We start from the raw sequence: 19,289 nt of genomic DNA on the forward strand, positions 1-19,289 counted from the left end.
CTCTCATCAATCGGGCTTTACTTGCGCTCCGGATGGAGTAACTCCTCGGAATCGGCGACGGCGAGTTCGTCGATGCGGTGGATGAATTGGTAGAGTCGTCCGGCGTCGCGGCGGTTGAAATACAAACTCAAGCGGGGCAATTCGGAGGTTTCGTCCCCCATTTCTGCGGGTAAGGCGCCCGTTTTCTCAATTTTGCCCTTGACTAAAATATCGCTAAATTCAGTATTGAGCTGTTCGACGGCTTCGTCGGAGAGTTCGGATTTGAGGCGGATGACGAATAAATCTTTAACGTAACGACTGGAATGGTAGACGCGGTAAAATTTGCGAATCGTGTCGCACGCCACGTCTAAATCGTCGGTGACGGTGTAGATGTTGCAGTCTTCGGAGCCGATCAAGCCCCGTTTTAAGAGGTGCTTGCGGATATAGGCATCCCAATCTTTCCAATAGTCTCCGCCGGGGGCGTCGATCAGTAAGATGGGAGAAGGGCCGTAGCGTCCGGTTTGCCCCAACGTCAAGCATTCAAAGGCTTCGTCTTGGGTGCCGAACCCGCCGGGAAACAGGGCGATCGCGTCGCTCTCGCGCAGGAAAAAGAGCTTGCGGGTAAAGAAATACTTGAATTCGATCAGTTTGTTGTCCGTGTCGATATAAGGATTGGCATCTTGCTCGAAGGGTAATTGGATGTTGAGTCCGAAGGAGTGACCTTTTCCGGCCCCTTCGTTCCCCGCTTGCATGATGCCGCCTCCGGCGCCCGTCATCACCATGAATCCCTGTCCGACCAGACGGCGGGCAAAATCGCGAGCCATCTGGTATTCCGGGGTATTTGGTTCGATGCGGGCCGAGCCGAATACGGTGATTTTGCGAACGTGGCGGTAGGGGTAGAAAATTTGGAAACCGCTTTCGAGGTCTTGGATCGAAGCGCTCAAAATTTTCCAGTCGAGGCGATCGATGTCTTCCGAGGCGATCCGGACGAGGCTGGCGAGCGATCGCCCGATCCATTTTTTATGCTTCAAACTGGGCAGATCTTCAATCAAGCGTTTGAGATCTGCCTCAAGGGTGTCGAGTTCGTCAAAATAAAGCGATTGAGCCATAAACCTGTCCGAGGCTGCATTTTGATTTTAGCGAAAAGCGATCCCCAACGGGGATCGGTCGGCTTGGGAGCGGGCGATCGCCTCGCTTTCGTCCATAAAAAATCCCGTCCTAGCACGCACACCAGGGCGGGAAAACCAATGGCGATCCCCGAGCAGACGCCCACCATACCAAACTGAGCAACTGAGCCGGGGTCTACAGGAAAAGCGTTCCTGAGAAGGGAAATGTCCGTGGGGCGAACGATCCCTGGAAACTTAAATAGCTCGCCAATACGCCCGACAGGCTGAGTTGGGTAGAGTGTAGCAATTGACAAACAGGGATAGAACTCTATTTATCGAGATATTTTTCTAGAGTATTGGCCAGCGTTGTTTTTGGAACGGCACCGACAACCATATCGACCCGTTGACCGCCTTTGAAAATCATCAGGGTCGGAATACTGCGGATCCCGTACTGACTGGCGACATTGGGATTTTCATCGGTATTGACTTTGACAACCTTCACCTGACCGTCGTACTGTTGGGCGATTTCATCGACCACTGGAGCTACCATCCTACACGGACCGCACCAGGGCGCCCAAAAATCAACCAAAACAGGTAGGTTGCTCTCAAGCACTTCTTGTTTAAAACTAGAGTCTGTAACTTGTGCGGCTGCTGACATGCCTTTGAATCCTTTACTATAGGGTTTCTAAGAGATTGACACTCCCTGCTCTCAAGAGACGGGGATTGTGGGTTCGCCGATTTAACTAGCTCGGACGGGTGATGTCTGACCGCCGTTGAGGCGAGATCTCACCCCGGGTGAATGTAGACGAATCCCGGCCCTACTTAGTTGGAGGGGGTGGGTCGCACGCGATCGCCCGAAGGGTTCTTCTGCGAGGAAGCGTTCGGGTCTAGCTCCAACCCACCGCAGACGGGCGCGGTTGAGATCTCGATCCGACCGTGACGGATACGAGCTTTGACAATCGGCAGGTCGAACTACCCCCCGGTTTTGCCTTCCATCCGCGAGCTGGCGCTACACGGACTTCGAGTTCCCGTCCTTTCTCCCTTGACATACTCCCCCGCTTAGGAGGCGGGGAATTCTCCGGTCAAACAGCAACCGCAGGCAAAGCCCGTCTTACGTTGCCTCCCGGTTCGGCGGCTGATGCCCTAACCGCCTTGATAAGAACTATAGTGCCATGGGGCGACTGAATTGATTCAGTCTCGCGCCGAGCTCCTCCGTTTTCTCAACGGGGGCTTTACGAGAGCACTTCGTAATTTTACCATCTCTGCGAGCAAAGCCTTCTGATATCAGGCATTGGCTTCCAAAATAGCGGCGAGGCGTCGGACACGGAGATCGCCGATGGCCACAAAAGGAACCGCCCGAACAGAAGTCCGGGCGGAGTGTGGTGTGAGGAGTGAACGGAAACATGCGTCTCCGCTATATTCTATTCTAAGCTACAGATCGCTGTCATGCTTGGAATTCGCCTTAAACTTTTTCAAAGAATCGGCGATCGCCTGACATTTGCCTGACATTTGCCTGACATTTGCCCGACATTTACCCGGCCTTTATTTACCCATTCCTAATTGTTGGGCTTTCTGATAGACCTTCCCTTCCGTGAGTAGTGAAGGGGCGATCGCAACTTCAACTTGTTGCATTTCGCGCAGGTTTTTCGCGCCCAAGGTTCCCATACTCGTCTTGAGGGCGCCGAGGAGATTGTGGGTGCCGTCGTCGAGTCGCGCCGGACCGCGCAAGATTTCTTCGAGGGTTCCGGTAGTCCCGACCCGAATGCGCGTCCCGCGAGGCAGAACCGGACTCGGCGTGGCCATCCCCCAGTGATAGCCTCGTCCGGGGGCTTCAGCCGCTCTAGCAAAGGGAGAGCCGATCATGACGCCATCGGCGCCGGAAGCAATGCACTTGCAAATATCGCCTCCAGTAATCAAGCCGCCGTCGGCGATCACCGGGACGTAGCGACCCGTTTCGCGATGGAAGTCTTCTCGTGCTGCCGCGCAGTCGGCGACGGCGGTGGCTTGGGGAACCCCAATTCCCAAGACGCCGCGAGAGGTACACGCCGCTCCCGGCCCGATGCCGACGAGGACGCCGGAAGCTCCAGCTTTCATTAAGTTAAGGGCGACTTCATAGGTGACGCAGTTGCCCAAAATCACCGGAACGGGCATATCTTGGCAGAATTTGCCTAAATCGAGGGGATCGACCGATTCTGGAGAGAGGTGGGCTGTCGAAACCACCGTCGCTTGCACGAAAAATAAATCCGCTCCGGCTTTGGCGACCGCCGACCCGTATTGAATCGCTCCAGCCGGGGTGGCACTGACCGCAGCAATGGCGCCTTGGCTTTTAATTTCGTGAATGCGCTTTTCGATTAACTCCGGCTTAATCGGTTCGGCGTAGAGTTCTTGCATCAGGGTGACAAACTCTTCTTTGCTCACCGAGGCAATGCGATCGAGAACCGGGTCGGGATCGGCGTAGCGGGTTTGAATGCCTTCGAGATTGAGTACCCCCAGGGCGCCCAGTTGCGAGAGTCGAACCGCCATGCGGACGTCAACGACACCATCCATCGCACTGGCGATGATGGGAATTTCCCGGCGGATACCGCCAATTTCCCAGGTCGTTTCTGCCAACGCCGGATCGAGGGTTCGGTTGCCGGGAACCAGGGCAATTTCATCAATTCCGTATGCTCTGCGAGCTGTTTTGCCCCGACCAATTTGAATATCCACTGCTTCTACTCGCTTTCCCAAGACTATTTAAGCTAGACTATCAAATTTGCAACAAAATTGCCGGGAAGGCAAATAGAGTTGGAGAACACGGCGGGGAGACGGACGGCTAAAATTAGACCCACCAAGGATTTGAGCGCCGCCAAGCGGCGATCGCCCCCGCTCGGGTCGAGAAAGCGGAGCGGGGGCGATCGCCAAAGATGCCAAGAGTTGCAACCTGGAAAACTGGCTATTTTCCCTATATCCGTATTATCTCGGGGATTTTGAGCAATTTCACCGATTCGGTAAACTTGGGTGCTTACACTGAGGCGATCGCCGTCTCCTTTACCTTATCTTTAAAAAAGGTCGGCTCATATTTCACGAAAACTTCATGCCCGTCTGCGAGGAAATCGAGTATGTCTACCATGACCTGCCAGTCTTCAAACCCACTCGTTGCATCATTCAACGAGCGAGACACTCAAGCCCTCGAAGCAATGTTTGCCGAATGTGACGGGCGCGAAATTGGAGAAATTGAAGACTTCCTACACCGTTACGTCGCTCCTCGCCACAAAGCCTTTACCGAAACGGTCAAGCCTTAGCAATAAGGCCAAATCACCTAGGGCGACAGGGCATTCAGAGGAGTCGGACGCTATCACTTGCACGATTCGTGCAGGTTAATTCAGGGGAGAGGATCGAGTCAGCCTCGGTCGAGATCGAAGGCTGTAACGTGCCAGAGCCATAATCGCGGCAACTGAAGAATATCGACGCCCCGGTAAAGCGTCATTTACCGAGGCGTCGAGTTGTAAGTTTCGATCGCCGAAGGGATGCGGACAGACGCCTCAACTGAGGACGGGGTGTCCGCATCCCTTCGTTTGCCCGATCCTCGCAGCAGGGACTTCTGCTATATTAAGGAATTGCAATCTGTCCGAAGCGATCGGCCAAGTGGGTTGAGCAATATGGTTCGGACCACCTCAGAGAAGAGGGACGAAGACCCTTGACCGGGGCGACCCCGGGACGAGCCGATCGCCGAGATCTCAGTCCCGATCTCAGAGTAGGAAGCCACTCTCGCGATCGCTGAGGTCGAGCGCGCTCGTCGATTGCAAAATTAGTCAGTTCGTTCAACTGCAATTCAGTCTTTTAGCTTTGATTCAGTCCGAGACCTTAGAACTGTTGGGGTGGCCGCGCCTGTGCCAGCATTTGGCGACCTTTGCGGCGACCAAACTGGGCGCGCTGGCGGCCAAACAATTACCCATACCCGATCGTCGAGAGCGTTCCCGAGAACTGCTCGCCCAAACCCAAGAAGTTTACGACCTCGAAAGTCGCCTCGGTAATGGCTTGTCTTTTGAGGGCATCGAGGATATCGGCGAATCGTTAGAACGCGCCGCTATCCATGGAATGCTCTCTGGGGAAGAGTTGCTGGCGATCGCCACGACCCTATCCGGGGCCAGACAACTGCGACGGGCGATCGAGAGTGCGGATGAGGTACCGCTTTTACAAGCCTTAGTGGCACCACTGCGGACTTATCCGGAAATCGAACAAGAGATCAACCACTGCATCGACGAACGCGGCACCGTAGCCGATCGCGCCAGCCCCAAACTGGCGGAAATTCGCAGCGCGGCGCGGCAAGTGCGCAACCGGATTTACGAAACCTTGCAAAGAATTTTGCAACGGCAAAGTCATGCGGTGCAAGAGTCGATCGTCACCCAACGGGGCGATCGCTTCGTAATTCCCGTCAAAGCGCCGCAAAAAGATGCAATTCCCGGCATCGTTCACGACAGTTCCACCAGTGGCGCGACCCTCTACGTGGAACCCCACGCCACCGTAGAACTGAACAACCAAGGGCGACAACTGCGCCGCCAGGAACAAGCGGAAGAAGAAAAAATCTTGCGCCATCTGACCGAACGAGTCGGCGAAGTCCAAGAAGATCTCGAACGGTTGCTCGCCGTGGTGACGGCGATCGATTTAGCCAGCGCCCGGGCGCGTTATTCTTTATGGCTGGAAGGCAATCCGCCGCGCTTTATCGACGAAGACGGCCCGGAAGCGGGGGAGGCGATCGTGCTGCGTCAACTGCGCCATCCCTTGCTCGTCTGGCAACACCGACACGAACACGGGGATCCGGTGGTGGCGATCGATGTCAACATTGACCCGCAGGTGCGCGTCGTCGCCATTACCGGACCGAATACCGGGGGGAAAACGGTGACCTTGAAAACCCTGGGACTGGTGGCGCTGATGGCAAAAGTGGGGCTGTTCGTCCCCGCGCGCGAACCTGTGGAATTGCCGTGGTTCGATGCGGTTCTCGCCGATATCGGAGACGAGCAATCCCTGGAACAGAGTTTATCCACCTTTTCCGGTCACATCCGTCGGATTACTCGTATTTGGGAAGCGATGAGCGATCGCTCCCTGGTGTTGCTCGATGAAGTGGGGGCGGGTACGGATCCGTCGGAAGGGAGTGCCTTGGCGATCGCCTTACTCCAGTCCCTCGCCGATCGCGTCCGTCTGTGCGTCGCCACGACCCACTACGGCGAACTCAAAGTCCTCAAATACGAAGACGAGCGCTTCGAGAATGCCTCGGTGGAATTCGACGATCGCACCTTGCAGCCGACCTACCGCTTGTTATGGGGGATTCCCGGACGCTCGAACGCGCTCTCCGTCGCCCGCCGTTTGGGACTCGCCACGGAGATTGTCGATCTCGCTTCGGCTCGGATCGCGCCGACGGGCAGCCAGGAGATCGACCGGGCGATCGCCGGGTTGGAAGACCAACGGCGACGCCAGGAAACCAAAGCGGAAGAAGCCGGGGAACTGCTCGCCGAAACCGAGCGTCTCTATCGCGAAGTGTCCGCCCGGGCCCAGTCGCTCCAAGATCGGGAACGACAATTGCAACAGTCGCAAGAAGAGGCCGTACGAGCGGCGATCGCCGAAGCAAAAGCCGAGATCGCCCGCACGATCCGCCGCCTGCAACGAGGCACCCCGACCGGACAAGATGCGAACGCAGCCACTGCGGAAGTCGATGAGGTGGCGCGGCGCTATTTGCCGTCGCGACAGCAGAGCGCCCGCCGTCCGAAACCGGGATTTCGCCCGCAAGTGGGCGATCGCGTCCGCATTCCCCAAATCGGGCAAACCGGAGAAGTGCTGGCGGTCGAAGAGGGCGATCGTGAAGTGAGCGTTCGCTTCGGGATGATGAAAATGAATGTTTCCTTTGCGGAAATCGAATCTCTGGACGGAGAAAAGGTAGAAGCCCCACCAAAAACGAAACCCCCCGCAGATCGCACCCGCACGGCGCCGCCCGCACCGTCGCCGAGCGCCCCGACGGTGCGAACGAGTCGCAATACCCTCGATCTGCGCGGATCTCGGGTCGCCGATGCCGAACTCGAACTCGAACGGGCGATCGCCGAACAGATCCCCGTGGGCGGGGCCTTGTGGATCGTCCACGGCAAAGGTACGGGCAAACTCCGCCAGGGGGTCCACGAGTTCTTGAAACAACACGGCGCGATCGAGCGCTACGAATTGGCCGACCAAAAAGAAGGCGGCAGTGGGGTGACCGTGGCTTACCTCAAATGAGAGACGAGCTGAGGAAGACAGAGGGAGAGAGGGAGTGCGAGGGTGCCGGAGACTGTTTTGAGGGGAGTTAGACGCGATGCGCTCGATTTTAAAAGGGGCGGCGAACGCCAAAAACGGCCAGAAAAAGCCCGGTCAATTATCTGCAACTTCCGCGATCCAACGGGAGGAATTGGCGCACGCCCAGCCTCCGTCTCCCTCCGAACTCGACAATATTAAAACTCATTTAGACCTGATCCTGCTGACTTTGGAATCTTTGGCCGGGATCGGGTCCGAGGCGATCCTGCGCGCCGCCGTGGAATTAAAACTCGAAGGGATGTTGATGGATCGGGTCTCCCTGTGGCGCTTGCGCCAGTCGAATCCCTTACGCAAAAGTCAGGGAGGGCGCAAGAAATTAGATGTCGAGGAAGCGCGATCGCTCGTCTTAGCCATCTGCCATCTCGCCCGGGAACATCAAGAATTGATCCGGCGCGCCGTTGCCTTACTCGAACAACTCACCGAGCGCGATCGTCAACCCCACGAAGCTTCCCTACTCGGTGACTATCTCGATAAGTTTTGTAATACTTATCAAGAACGGATGGAAGATGGAGAAGAAACTTCCCCAGATTATTTAAGTCATTTAGCTTTAAAATTATTAATCGACCTGCTGTTTTACAGTGGCTCTAACGGTCATCGCCATCTTTGGCTGGCCTTGATCGATCGCTCGTTCCCCGTCAAATAAGTGGGCTTCGTGCGAGTTTTGTGTTCTTTGTGGTTTTTTCTTTTAAAACAAGGCGATTTTTTGTCGCGATCGACATAAAAGATTAACTATTTTGAAAATCTTGAAAATCTTGAAAATTTTAACAACCCAAAAATCAATAACTTTCGCAGATTGACGATCGAAATAAAAGTCAACCGATAATGTTTTTATCCCCAGTTCCTTTTCAAGAGATAACTGACCTGTTTTTTACCGTAGAAAGTCGTGCCTCCCTAAACATCGAACGAGTCTTGAGTCTAGTTCCGCGATCGATTCGTTATTCGTTCTCCAACCTATCCTAATTTATGCCTTCGTTTAATTCGGTCTTGCGACGGTACACCCCCCCGACGTGTACGTTGGAAATTCGGGCGACGAGTTCGCCGTTGTCGCGCTGGGTCGGTCAACCTGTTGTCAAGAATGTGCACTTTCAATTGCGCTTCGACGCCCCGCAAATTCCCGAAGAGCAACAAATCACCTTGCGCGGCGACGGCGACAGTCTCCAAAATCTTTATGAAGCCGTATCGACTTACGTGCGCGACTTGATAGGGCGATCGCCCGTCCCCGCCCAAGGGGCCGATGGGATTGCGGATTTCGTGCGGGGGGACGCGGGAGAAGAACACTCGCAAGAGGCGATCGCCCCGGCGAGTGCGACACCCCCGACCGAGGAGGAAGCCCCCGATCGCCATTTGGAACTCGTCCCGGAGCCGCCAGGGAGCGGCGATACTCCTTTACAGGCGCCGAGGGATTCTCCTGGGGAGACGCTCCGCGAACGCTCGCAGGAGCAGCAATACTCCTTTGGAGTCGCCGAGGGATTCTCCTGGGGAGACGCTTCGCGAACGCAGATTTCCTTACATCCCAAGGGCTTGGTCGCCCACGAATTGCATTTGGGAGAATTGGCGACGGAAGAATCCGGTGCGGTGGTTCATCTCGGCACCTTACAACTATTCGATTTAGCCAGTGCTTTAGACAGTTATGCCAGCGAATTGACGGCGCTACCGGACTGGGGAGACACGAGCCGACGGCGCCCGTCCCCCGCCTGGTTGAGGGTCGCGGCGATCGCCTTAGTAACGGTCGGGGTCGGGTCGGCGACGTGGTACGCGATCGAGCGTCCCTTCGATCCCGTCCGGGAAACCGCCGGATCTCCCGTCCGGGACGCCGAAGACCCCGCGACTTCGGAAACGATTTCTTCCCTGCCCTCACCTCCCGCGTCCCCGGGGGCGGCACCCGCGCCGACTCAACCGCCGACGACCTTTTCCAGTCCGATTCCAGTGCCTTCGGAGCAAACGGGCGCCCCGCCGCCCCCGCCGATCGCCATGCCCCAACCCGCGCCCCAACTGGAGAGAACCCCAGAAGCGGGGGCACCACCGGACAATTTGGCCACCCGTCCGGCTCCCCAGGAAGGGCGATCGCGCAGCGACTCCCCAGGAGGATCGCCTACAGCGCCTCCAGACGCTACGGGAACGCCTCAAAATGGTGGGGGGGTGGAGTTACGCATCGAACCCGCACCGGAGTCCGACGGGGGGAATGCCTCGACCTCGGAATCGCGCCAAGGGCAAAGCCAGGGGCAAAGTGCGCCCCCCAATACCCCTCGAATTTCAGGGGATCCGACGGTAGACCAGATCGGCACTGCGCCGCCAACGCCAACCAGCGCCTCGCCGTCGCCAGTCCGGGAGGAACCTCCTCCCATCCCCGATTTGAGCGAGGATGTGGCGGCGGTTCCGCCGGAAGAACTCGAAGCGACGAGTGAGGCTGGGTCTGCGGAAGAAAATGCCCCGGATGACGCCGCCGCTTTACCTCCGGCGCGATCGCCCTCGGGGCCGCCCCCGGTCTTTAACGAACCCTCTTCCGTCCGCGAAGCCCAACAGTATTTTCAAGAACGCTGGCAACCGCCGTCCGGGTTCGAGCCGACCTTAGAATATCGGCTCAAGCTCAATGCCGACGGCTCGATCGCGGCGATCGACCCCCTCGGGGAAGCCTCGAAAACTCATATCGATATTACCGGGATTCCCTTACTCGGAGAACCGTTTGTATCGCCGTGGGAGGGCGCCCCAAGCGGGCAGTTACGCCTGGTTCTCAAGCCGGACGGGACTGTGGAAACGTTTTGGCAGTCGAGTGCCCGTTAAATACCGGGTTCGGCAGCTTATTCCCCTTGAGGTTGGGCGGATTTGGGTTGCCAGTCCGGTTTGACGATTTGACGGGGACGGGCGATGACGAGGGAATCGTCGGGAACGTCTTCGACGATGGTGGATCCGGCGGCGATCGTTACGTTTTCGCCGATGCGAACTGGAGCGACTAAGACGCTGTTGGAGCCTGTTTTAGTACCGCTTCCGATTTCAGTTCGGTGTTTTTGATAGCCGTCGTAATTGGCGGTAATCGTTCCGGCGCCGACGTTGACGCGATCGCCCGTGGTGGTATCCCCGAGATAGGACAGGTGGGCGACGTTGCTGCTACGCCCGAGGGTGGTATTTTTAATCTCGACAAAATTGCCGATCCGACATTCGCCCCCGATCTGGGCGCGACCGCGCAAGTGTCCGTAAGGCCCCACCCGCGTTCCATCGCCGACCTCGCTATCGGCAATCACGGAATAGAGAACGGTAACGTTTTCGCCGAGGGTGCTGTTTTCGATCAAACTGCCCGGACCGATGCGACTCCCGGAACCAATTTTAGTCTGACCGCGCAAGTGGGTTTGCGGTTCGATGGTGACGTCGGTGCCGATTTCTACGGGATCGTCAATAGTGATACTGTGAGGATCGACGAGGGTGACGCCAGCCGCCATCCACTTGTCTTTAATCCGGGTTTGCAGGATTTCGTAAGCGGTGGCGAGTTGTTTGCGGTTGTTAATCCCGAGAATTTCTTGATAGTCTTCGACTTCGACGACGCGCACGGGCTTTAAGTAATTGACCGCATCGGTTAGATAATATTCCTGTTGGTCGTTTTCTGCTTTCAGTTTGGGCAGTACGTCGGCCAAATCGGGCCAGTGGAAACAGTACACGCCAGCATTAATCCGCCGATTTTGCTTTTGCGCGTCGGTACAGTCGCGATCTTCGACAATTTGCTGCAGGTGATTTTGACTGTCGCAAAAAACGCGCCCGTATCCTTGGGGATCGGGCATTTGGGCGGTCAGCAGGGTACAGGCGTTTTTCTGCTGTTTGTGGGTGGCGAGTAACGAGGCGATCGTACTCGGTCGCAATAGGGGGACGTCGCCGTTCAAGACGAGTAAGTCGCCTTGAAAGTCTTGTAAATGGGGGATGAGTTGTTGGATGGCGTGACCCGTTCCCAACTGTTCTCGTTGTTCGACAAATTCGAGGTTGGAAATCGGTGCGAGGGCGCTTTGGATGGACTCGCTACGATAACCGACTACGATTAATCGCCGGGAAGGTTGGATTTGGGATAAGCTGTCTAGCACTCGTTCGACTAGCGATCGCCCACCTAAAGAATGCAAGACTTTAGGTAAGTTAGATTTCATACGAGTTCCGCGTCCGGCGGCTAAAATCGCTACTGCTACCATTCTTTTCTGAGCCGATCTACTTGTGATTGACACTCCCCCGCCGCAAGCACGGGGGATTCTTAGTTCTACGATAGAACCTAGTGAAGCAGGTTTTCGCCAACAACCGTAGCGGTTTCCTCTCCCCAAGAATTTCTTGCCTCTAGGATGATTCTCCTTGCCGAGGCGATCGCGCTTTAGGATCCATCCGCGCCCAAGGCGGATCCCAGCTAAACTATTCTGGGCGGGTTCCGGTGGGGGTCACCGTCCGGGGCGAACGGGCCGAATACTTTCACCCGGTGGCAACCAGTGGACTGGGTTCGGACTCGGGAATCGCGGCGGCGTTTTGCAAGTGGATATTGCAAATAAAATCTTTAAAACTTTCAACCAGTTTCGGGTTGCGCCAGCCGCGTTCGACTTCTTCATCGAGAATGGCTAAGGCTTTTTCGGGGGAAAAAGCTTTTTTATAAGGCCGTTCGCTGGTGAGGGCGTCGTAAATATCGAGCAGTTGAAAGACTTGAGCCATGTAGGGAATCGCATCGCCTACGAGTCCGTCGGGGTAGCCGCTTCCGTCCCAGCGTTCGTGATGATGGCGCACGATCGGTCGGACGCCGCTCATGGTCCGCAGGGGTTGACAGATTTTTTCGCCGATGAGCACGTGTTGTTTCATGATCGCCCATTCTTCGGCGTCGAATTTGCCTTTTTTGAGCAACACTGCATCGGGAATACCGATTTTACCGATGTCGTGCAGGTATCCGGCCCATTCTAAATTGCGAATTTGCGGTCGCGACAGGTTCAGATAACTGCCGAAGGCGCGACCGAGGGCGACGAGTCGTTCGCAGTGGTCTCCGGTGTTGGGATCGCGGGTTTCGACGGTTTTGGCGATCGAAAAGAGGACTTTTTCGGCGTGGTCGAGGTCTTCGTTGAGTCGTTTTTGACGCACGAGGGATTTCACCCGCGCCGAGAGTTCGAGGTGGTCGAAGGGCTTGGTGAGGAAGTCATCGCCGCCTGCTTCGATACCTCGGATCCGCGATCGGCGATCGTTGAGGGCGGTAATGAAAATAATTGGAATTAACCGCGTCGATTCGTCTTGTTTGAGATGACGACAAACTTCAAACCCGTCCATTCCTGGCATCATTACGTCTAAGAGGATTAGATCGGGGTTGGTTTTTTTGATGCACTCAAGAGCCGCCGGACCGCTATCTGCTTCGAGCATTTCATAACCTTCGACAGATAATAATGCGACTGCGGTCATGCGACTGGCTTGATGGTCATCGACGACGAGTATTTTAGAACGCTCTGAATCGAGGGAGTTCACGGACAAACACCTTGCTTGCTCTATTGGTAATCGGTTTATATGGGTAATTTCGATAAGTTCTCCATCAAAATCGAGGTTTCAGTTTCAAAGAATGATTTCCTTTTTTAGTTTTATGCCTCTATTTTGACATTATCGTCCATACTCATCCAATTTAGATCGGCTATCTTACTTAAATTAAGCCGGGAATTTGAGGAATTTAGGCTCGATTTAATGAAGTTTTTTAAATTAATGTTAACTTTCTACCTTCGAGCATTGAGATTTAACTCTCGGGCGGGGATCTCGAACAAAATAGGTTCGAGGATGAAGGGGACTTGGATGAGTCCTGGAAGTTCGAGGGGGGCAATCCGGAACTTGTACTGAGTTTAAATAGGCGCCCCAACACTTTCAGTGGCGACTGAAATCGCTCTAGTTTTAGTGTCGCACAAACTGGGATGACTTTCAAAGGGTTCGGATGGAGCGGGGCAATGAGGTTCCTGGGGTTTTCAACTGCCAATTCGGGGGCGATCGCCGCTCGATCGCATCGTCGTCTCTTGAAAATTGGATCGTTTACGGGCGATCGTCGGCAGGAAGTCAACACAACTTGAAAGTGACTGTTAACGGAAAGATGAAGAAGATTTAAGCTAAATTTTCATCGAGTTTTCCCGGGGAATTGGGAGCGGAATCGGGAGCGGTTGAGGCGAGCATCCATCGTTTTTTCCATCGCGAGGTGGGTTCTAATTGACAGGTTTGTTGTTCGAGTTGCCGCCGTCGAATAATCTCAGAGGCTGGATCTTGCAACTGGCGATCGCGATAGGGAATGGCAGCGCGGGTTTGCAGGTGTTCCCGTTCTTGTGGCGATAAGGGGGACTCGGCGATCGCGCTGAAACTGGCGACGGTTCCCGGTGCTTTGCGTCCCACGGGTGGGGTGGAACCAATCGATAACCCGACTGCGATTAAGGCGGCGCGCACGGCGGCGGCACAGGAATAGGTGGCCAGTCGCCCGTGGGGGTGGAGACAACGGGAGAGTAAGTGAAGAAATTCGACGGTCCACAGTTGGGGACACTGCGGCGGCGAAAAGGGATCGAGAAAGATGGCGTCGGCTTGAAAGTTGGCGCCGATGACGGTGTTGACGGTTTGGCGGGCGTCGCCGAGGAGGAGGCGGGCGTCGAGTCGGTCGGTGTGAATTTCGCGATCGCGCGCTAACTGGCTTAAGGTTTCGACGATCGCCGATCCCCAGGGGTCGAGCAGGTGATGGGCGATCGCCCCTTCGGGGACGCGGCGATCGGATTCGAGTCCGAACCATTCGATCCGACAGTCGGCATTGACGGCCCAAATGGTGGCGAAGGCGGCGGCACTGTTATATCCCAAGCCGTAACAAACATCTAAGATCCGCACGATGCCGCTACGGGCTTTGAGGGCTAACTGGGTCGGTTCTACAAATTTAGATTGGGCTTCTTGTCGCGCGCCGAAGTGAGAATGAAAGCTTTCGCCAAATTCGGGGGAGAAAAAGGTAAAGGAGCCGTCTGCGGTGAGTTGCGGGGTAAAGCGATCGCCATCGGTCATGATTCTACGGGGAAGATAGAGAGTCAATCGAGTGGGAGTACCTTTGTTATTTTCTCAGTCTTCGAGCTGTTTTGATTGGGCGCAGCCGTGGCGATCGAACCGTAACGGCAAACATATATTGTTTTTGATATTTTTTATACAAAAATGTGTTATTAAAGTGAAAATTTGTATTAGCATTACAGCACTCGGGCGTCTGATGAGGTACGGAGCCGATCCCTCTATCCCCCTTTTTAAGGGGGGATAGAGGGGGGAACGAGGAAAGTCCCCCTTAAAAAGGGGGATTTAGGGGGATCTAAATGTCTTGCATAGCAGAGGAAAATGCTATAAGTAGCGATGTCTTTTTTATACAAAATAATTTTCATATAAAAACACCTTAAGACAAGATGCCTTAAGGTGTATCGCGCGATCGCCGCGCATCGAGAAAAGGGACTAAAACGAAACGATCAAATAACCGTTTTGAAACTTCGCCCCTTTGACGGGTTTGCCTTTCAATTGAGGGGGTAGAAAAACGTTGCGGCGCTGGTCGCCTGCTTCGATCGTGACTTCCGGACCGTATTGGGTGAGTTTGACCTGTTTTTTATCAAAACTCGGTAAGAATAGGCGGACTTGACCGGAAGCGACATCGATCTCCACGGGACGGGGGGCGCGACTGCCTTGGGCGAAGTTCGGCAAGGCATCGATCAGGGGTTCCCAGTCGTTGCCCTGACGGGTGGGGAATGGGGTGACGGTTAACGGATCGAAGCGATCGCCCAAGGCGGCGACGGATGAGCTGCGATTCAAAATCACCCCACCGACGGTCAAACCGACGGTTTGGGCGCTGCCCCATAAATAGCGACTGCTGGCGATCGCACTTTCCTCCGCCGAGGTCACTAAGTAAGCTAAGACGCGATTCGGATCGGCGACGGCGGCTTGACCGCGTTCGAGTAAGTCATTAGCATCTCGTGCGGGTTGACCGCCGATTTCCTCGGTGGTCCAGCCGACGTTAAAGACTGCACTGGTAACAGGTTGGACGAACGGGGAGAGGGCTTTACCGAGTTCGGAACCGCTAAACACGCCGCGAAAACGGCGCCAGTACCAGGTCAAAATTTCCGGCATTCCCAACATTCGCAAGGTGGCGCGATCGCTACTGCCGTCATAAACGATCGCGTCGTATTCGCCACTGGCATCGTATTCCCGGATGGCATTGAGGGCTAACGCCTCGTCCATTCCCGGCAAAACGCCCAGTTCTTGGCCATAAACTTCTTTGAAAAATGGGGTACGAACGTATTGCGCCTCTAATTTTTTCAGTTGTTCCCAACTGCGTTCTAACAACACTGCCGTTTCTAACTGCACGGCTTTGAGGTTTGCCGCAATTTCTTGAGGGTCGGGGCCGACGGAGGCGCCGAGTAATAAACCAAACGCGGGACTGGTATCTTGTCCCGCGAGGAGTACCCGTTTGCCTTCACTGGCCAAACGCTTGGCGGCGGCGATCGCCACCGTGGTGCGTCCGGTGCCTCCTTTACCCAAAAAGGTTAAAATTATGGCCATGATTTTTTCCCTTAAGCCACTCGAAGCATTTCCTATGGTAATGCTTGCTGGCGATCGAGGCTGCCCGAATGCAGCCTCTCGGTAAAATCACGGCCTAATTAACCACTTCGATTTCGTCTTCAAAAAACCAAGTGGCCAGACCACTGTCAAATTTGACAATGACGCCGACGCCACTACCATCGGTCATTTTGTATTCGGCGATCGTACCGACGGGATTTTTCTTGATCTGCTCGACCATCTGGCCGGACAGGCGATCGCGAAGCCGACAGATTTTTACCTTTTGACCTATTTCCATTGCCAACTTTAACCTGTGTGTTCCTCTCGTTGAACCATTCCACAGTCTATCAGAATGAGGTGATTTCACGGAGCGATCGCGTTCGGGGAGTTTTAGTGAAAAGGTGACCCTAGACTGTGACGCCGCGATCGCCTCGTCAGCGATCCGATCGGCGATTCCCATGCTCGCCAATTCAGCCGTAGGCGATCGTCCCACGTACCGAAATCCTGCCACAATCCTTTTATAATTGAGCGTTTGCAGTTCTCAGAACGCCGTTCTTCCAGCCACTGATTTTCTACAATTTCCTATGCTTGCCAAACGAATCTTACCTTGTTTAGATGTCAAAGCGGGTCGCGTCGTTAAGGGCGTGAATTTTGTCAACCTTAAAGATGCAGGCGATCCGGTCGAACTGGCTCAAGTTTACAATCAAGCCGGAGCTGACGAGTTAGTTTTTCTCGACATTACTGCCACTCACGAAGACCGCGATATTATTTACGATGTGGTTTACCGAACTGCCGAACAGGTGTTTATTCCTCTCACGGTCGGCGGCGGCATCCAATCCTTAGAGACCATTAAGAAATTGTTACGCGCCGGAGCCGATAAAGTCAGTATCAATTCGGCGGCAGTGCGCGATCCGGAGTTTGTCAACCGCGCCAGCGAGCGCTTTGGCAATCAGTGTATTGTGGTGGCGATCGACGCGCGCCGTCGCACGGAGGAGCAAAATCCGGGTTGGGACGTGTACGTGCGCGGCGGTCGCGAAAATACGGGCATCGACGCGATCGCCTGGGCGAAAGAGGTCGAAGCCCGGGGCGCCGGAGAACTGTTGGTGACTAGCATGGATGCGGACGGCACCCAAGCGGGATACGATTTGGAGTTAACGCGCACGATCGCCGAACAAGTCCAAATTCCGGTGATTGCATCCGGCGGCGCCGGAAACTGCGAGCATATTTACGAAGCGCTCACCGACGGTCGCGCCGAGGCGGCTCTACTGGCGTCGCTGCTGCACTACGGTCAACTTAGCGTCGGTGAAATTAAGACGTATTTAGGCGATCGCCAGATTCCCGTCCGCGATTAATCCTCCACTCCTCAACCCCAAGCGGATCGGTATCGTCGGCTGCGACCCTCGGCGAACTGTAAAGGAAACCTGAAGCTTTTCTCGGCTCGGCGGCGCGATCGCCTGCGAACCGATTCGCCGATTTTATCGATTCTCTAACCCCTACTATAAATTCTTATAGGGTTAATCTTTAGAGAAATTTTGCTATCCTTCCCGAACCTTATTCTGAGTCAATGTTAAAATATGTAAAGTCTTAGGCCCTTATATGTAAAGTTATGATTTTCATCCTCATAATTGTTATTGCCTTAGTGGCCTGGTCTTTACACTTGATGCAGGAAGCCTTTGACCAAAACGAGTTTTCCTTGATGTTGGCAGGCACCTTAGTCGCGATGGCGGCAGCAGCAATGATGGCCGTTTACTTCCTGATGGGCGACTATATGCTATACGTCCACGAAATGGCCAATCGCCATTTAGTAGACCAAACCCCCGAACTGGTCAACGCGATCGGGATCGACCCGTGGAGCAACCTCGGCGCGGGGGGACAAGCCTATATGGACTTCGATCCGCGTTCCCTCGATCTCGAACCCTATGCCATCCTTTTGCCTTAACCCGCATTGTCCGGTAAGCTCCATCCCTCGGCGTACTGAGGCTTTCGCGCGATCGATATAAAGACAGAAAAAATTTTTTTCCAAATGCTTGACGAATTTTGTAAGGTCGTGCCAATATAGTAAAGCGCCTGACGGGGCTATAGCTCAGTTGGTAGAGCACCTCAATGGCATTGAGGGGGCCAGCGGTTCGAGTCCGCTTAGCTCCATAACAAAATATCAAGCGCAAAAGCCCTGGGTTATTCAAACCCGGGGCTTTTTTAGTTCGTGGGGCTGGCTGTGTTGTTTAGCTCATTTCCTTGACCTCCTCACCGGGCTAAAGCCAGGGTGATTCTTAAACCTCACGATTTAGGTTTCTGTTTCATGGCAACCGCCTCCACCCTTAAAGAGTTTTATAGCCTTACGTTCGCTCCACCGACTATCCCCGCAAGTCCTGCAGTTCTTACGTGTTGAAATCTCCAACAGAAAATTGCAATTTTTAGGTGGATTCTAAGGTTAAAACTTTGACAGTTTATACTTTTTATTGCCCCGTCCTCTTATCCCGGTCTAGCGAGCTTTCTGTGCCCCTGGTTGTCACCAGGTTTCGTCACGTTTAGGCTGTCTGTTACGTCTGCGTCACGGGGGATCGTTAACCATTGCTATAGTACCATAAAGCCGTCCTAGAAAGCTTGCCCTGAGCTAAGTCGAAGGGACGGGGTTTCAGACCCAAAATTTTGATGATGAAACAAATTGGTATTCATTTAATTATAGATGCCTGGAACTGTCCCGCTCATTTACTCGACGATCCCGATCGCATTCGCCACGCTTTAATCGAAGCCGTCGCTGCCGGAGGCGTCACCCTGATTAACTTATGCGTCCATCAATTCAGTCCCCATGGGGTCACCGCCACCGCTACCCTCGCCGAATCTCATATTGCCTTGCATACTTGGCCTGAATTTGGCTATTTCGCTGCCGATTTATTCTTTTGTGGCAGTGGCAATCCACAACAAGCCATGCATTTACTCAAAACAGCTCTTAAAGCGGAACAAATCAGCGTTAGAGAAATTAAAAGGGGCTTGGATCTGACCGATAAGTTGACCGGGTGACCTCCTCGCGATTCCTTGTTTTCAGCTAGGGATTGTCAAGCTTTAAAGCCATCGAAAATAGACTCAAAAGGCATTAAAAAGGTCGGATCTAACGGTTCAGATCCGACCTGTCGATTGAATCGAGAGGACTTTGAGATCCCCTCAACTTTTGTAAATCGCTTTTATTTTGCGTCGTCGGGGCGATCGCTCAACCCCAATTCGTCCGCCAAACGGGTAACCATCGACTCTTGACGCTGTTTTTGGCGCTGGCGGTTACGGCTGGCAAGAAATCTGGCTCGCTCTTGGCTGGTCATGGCTGTTATCCTCGATTTTCATAAAGCTAAAATAAATTCAGTAACATTT

At 54.4% G+C, this 19,289-nt stretch carries 16 protein-coding genes and 1 tRNA gene; 8 read left to right on the top strand and 9 right to left on the bottom strand.

Going from position 1 to position 19,289, the window contains the following annotated elements; translation table 11 throughout:
- Window positions 1–17 precede the first annotated feature (17 nt).
- From HCG48_RS03560 to HCG48_RS03570, 3 genes are all read right to left on the bottom strand, one after another.
- The gene (locus HCG48_RS03560; protein ID WP_168567927.1) at window positions 18–1,088 is read right to left on the bottom strand and encodes an LOG family protein; all 1,071 of its coding nucleotides are present in this window, start codon (window positions 1,086–1,088) and stop codon (window positions 18–20) included.
- A gap of 325 nt (window positions 1,089–1,413) precedes the next feature.
- Entirely contained in the window at window positions 1,414–1,743 is a 330-nt protein-coding gene (gene trxA / locus HCG48_RS03565) for a thioredoxin (RefSeq protein WP_168567928.1), read from the bottom strand.
- Between the two features lie 884 nt (window positions 1,744–2,627).
- Complete coding sequence (locus HCG48_RS03570; protein WP_168567929.1) at window positions 2,628–3,791, bottom strand: GuaB3 family IMP dehydrogenase-related protein; 1,164 nt, start codon at window positions 3,789–3,791, stop codon at window positions 2,628–2,630.
- A gap of 197 nt (window positions 3,792–3,988) precedes the next feature.
- On the opposite strand from HCG48_RS03570, the gene HCG48_RS03575 reads away from it, so the two are divergent.
- The 4 genes from HCG48_RS03575 to HCG48_RS25370 all read left to right on the top strand — a co-directional run bounded on the left by HCG48_RS03575 (window position 3,989) and on the right by HCG48_RS25370 (window position 10,181).
- Window positions 3,989–4,366, top strand: coding sequence for a hypothetical protein (locus HCG48_RS03575; protein ID WP_168567930.1), 378 nt, complete (start codon window positions 3,989–3,991; stop codon window positions 4,364–4,366).
- A gap of 544 nt (window positions 4,367–4,910) precedes the next feature.
- Window positions 4,911–7,325 carry an endonuclease MutS2 gene (locus tag HCG48_RS03580; RefSeq protein ID WP_168567931.1) on the top strand — a complete coding sequence of 805 codons (2,415 nt, stop codon included), beginning with the start codon at window positions 4,911–4,913 and terminating at the stop codon, window positions 7,323–7,325.
- Between the two features lie 76 nt (window positions 7,326–7,401).
- Window positions 7,402–8,043: a DUF3038 domain-containing protein gene (locus tag HCG48_RS03585; protein WP_168567932.1), complete on the top strand. Its 642-nt coding sequence runs from the start codon at window positions 7,402–7,404 to the stop codon at window positions 8,041–8,043.
- A 320-nt stretch (window positions 8,044–8,363) separates the two neighbouring features.
- Window positions 8,364–10,181: a DUF4335 domain-containing protein gene (locus HCG48_RS25370; protein WP_210437162.1), complete on the top strand. Its 1,818-nt coding sequence runs from the start codon at window positions 8,364–8,366 to the stop codon at window positions 10,179–10,181.
- Window positions 10,182–10,198: 17 nt separating this feature from the next.
- On the opposite strand, the gene glmU is transcribed toward HCG48_RS25370, so the two are convergent.
- The 5 genes from glmU to petP all read right to left on the bottom strand — a co-directional run bounded on the left by glmU (window position 10,199) and on the right by petP (window position 16,224).
- On the bottom strand, window positions 10,199–11,566 hold the full coding sequence (glmU, locus tag HCG48_RS03595) for a bifunctional UDP-N-acetylglucosamine diphosphorylase/glucosamine-1-phosphate N-acetyltransferase GlmU (protein WP_168567933.1): 1,368 nt from the start codon (window positions 11,564–11,566) through the stop codon (window positions 10,199–10,201).
- Window positions 11,567–11,834: 268 nt separating this feature from the next.
- A complete protein-coding gene (locus HCG48_RS03600) occupies window positions 11,835–12,860 on the bottom strand; it encodes a response regulator (RefSeq protein WP_168567934.1) in 1,026 nt (341 codons plus the stop codon).
- A 615-nt stretch (window positions 12,861–13,475) separates the two neighbouring features.
- Window positions 13,476–14,402, bottom strand: a complete 927-nt coding sequence (locus tag HCG48_RS03605; RefSeq protein WP_168567935.1) for a tRNA (5-methylaminomethyl-2-thiouridine)(34)-methyltransferase MnmD — start codon at window positions 14,400–14,402, stop codon at window positions 13,476–13,478.
- A gap of 429 nt (window positions 14,403–14,831) precedes the next feature.
- Window positions 14,832–15,929 carry a Get3/ArsA fold putative tail anchor-mediating ATPase NosAFP gene (locus tag HCG48_RS03610; protein ID WP_168567936.1) on the bottom strand — a complete coding sequence of 366 codons (1,098 nt, stop codon included), beginning with the start codon at window positions 15,927–15,929 and terminating at the stop codon, window positions 14,832–14,834.
- Window positions 15,930–16,023: 94 nt separating this feature from the next.
- Window positions 16,024–16,224: a cytochrome b6f subunit PetP gene (gene petP / locus HCG48_RS03615; protein ID WP_200670473.1), complete on the bottom strand. Its 201-nt coding sequence runs from the start codon at window positions 16,222–16,224 to the stop codon at window positions 16,024–16,026.
- 286 nt (window positions 16,225–16,510) lie between these two features.
- Here petP and hisF point away from each other — a divergent pair, with 286 nt between their 5' ends.
- From hisF to speD, 4 genes are all read left to right on the top strand, one after another.
- Window positions 16,511–17,278 (top strand): imidazole glycerol phosphate synthase subunit HisF, encoded by a 768-nt coding sequence (gene hisF / locus HCG48_RS03620; RefSeq protein WP_168567937.1) that lies wholly within the window; start codon window positions 16,511–16,513, stop codon window positions 17,276–17,278.
- Window positions 17,279–17,532: 254 nt separating this feature from the next.
- Entirely contained in the window at window positions 17,533–17,865 is a 333-nt protein-coding gene (locus HCG48_RS26655) for a hypothetical protein (protein WP_320415769.1), read from the top strand.
- Between the two features lie 133 nt (window positions 17,866–17,998).
- Window positions 17,999–18,071: transfer RNA gene (locus HCG48_RS03630), tRNA-Ala, on the top strand.
- Window positions 18,072–18,581: 510 nt separating this feature from the next.
- Window positions 18,582–18,947, top strand: coding sequence for an adenosylmethionine decarboxylase (gene speD, locus HCG48_RS03635; RefSeq protein ID WP_168571726.1), 366 nt, complete (start codon window positions 18,582–18,584; stop codon window positions 18,945–18,947).
- 161 nt (window positions 18,948–19,108) lie between these two features.
- Here speD and HCG48_RS26390 read toward each other — a convergent pair whose 3' ends face one another.
- Window positions 19,109–19,240 (bottom strand): hypothetical protein, encoded by a 132-nt coding sequence (locus HCG48_RS26390; RefSeq protein WP_281362076.1) that lies wholly within the window; start codon window positions 19,238–19,240, stop codon window positions 19,109–19,111.
- Window positions 19,241–19,289: the final 49 nt, after the last annotated feature.

Origin of the sequence: Oxynema aestuarii AP17 (genome assembly GCF_012295525.1) — a bacterium.
In the GTDB taxonomy this organism is placed as follows: Bacteria; Cyanobacteriota; Cyanobacteriia; order Cyanobacteriales; family Laspinemataceae; genus Oxynema; species Oxynema aestuarii.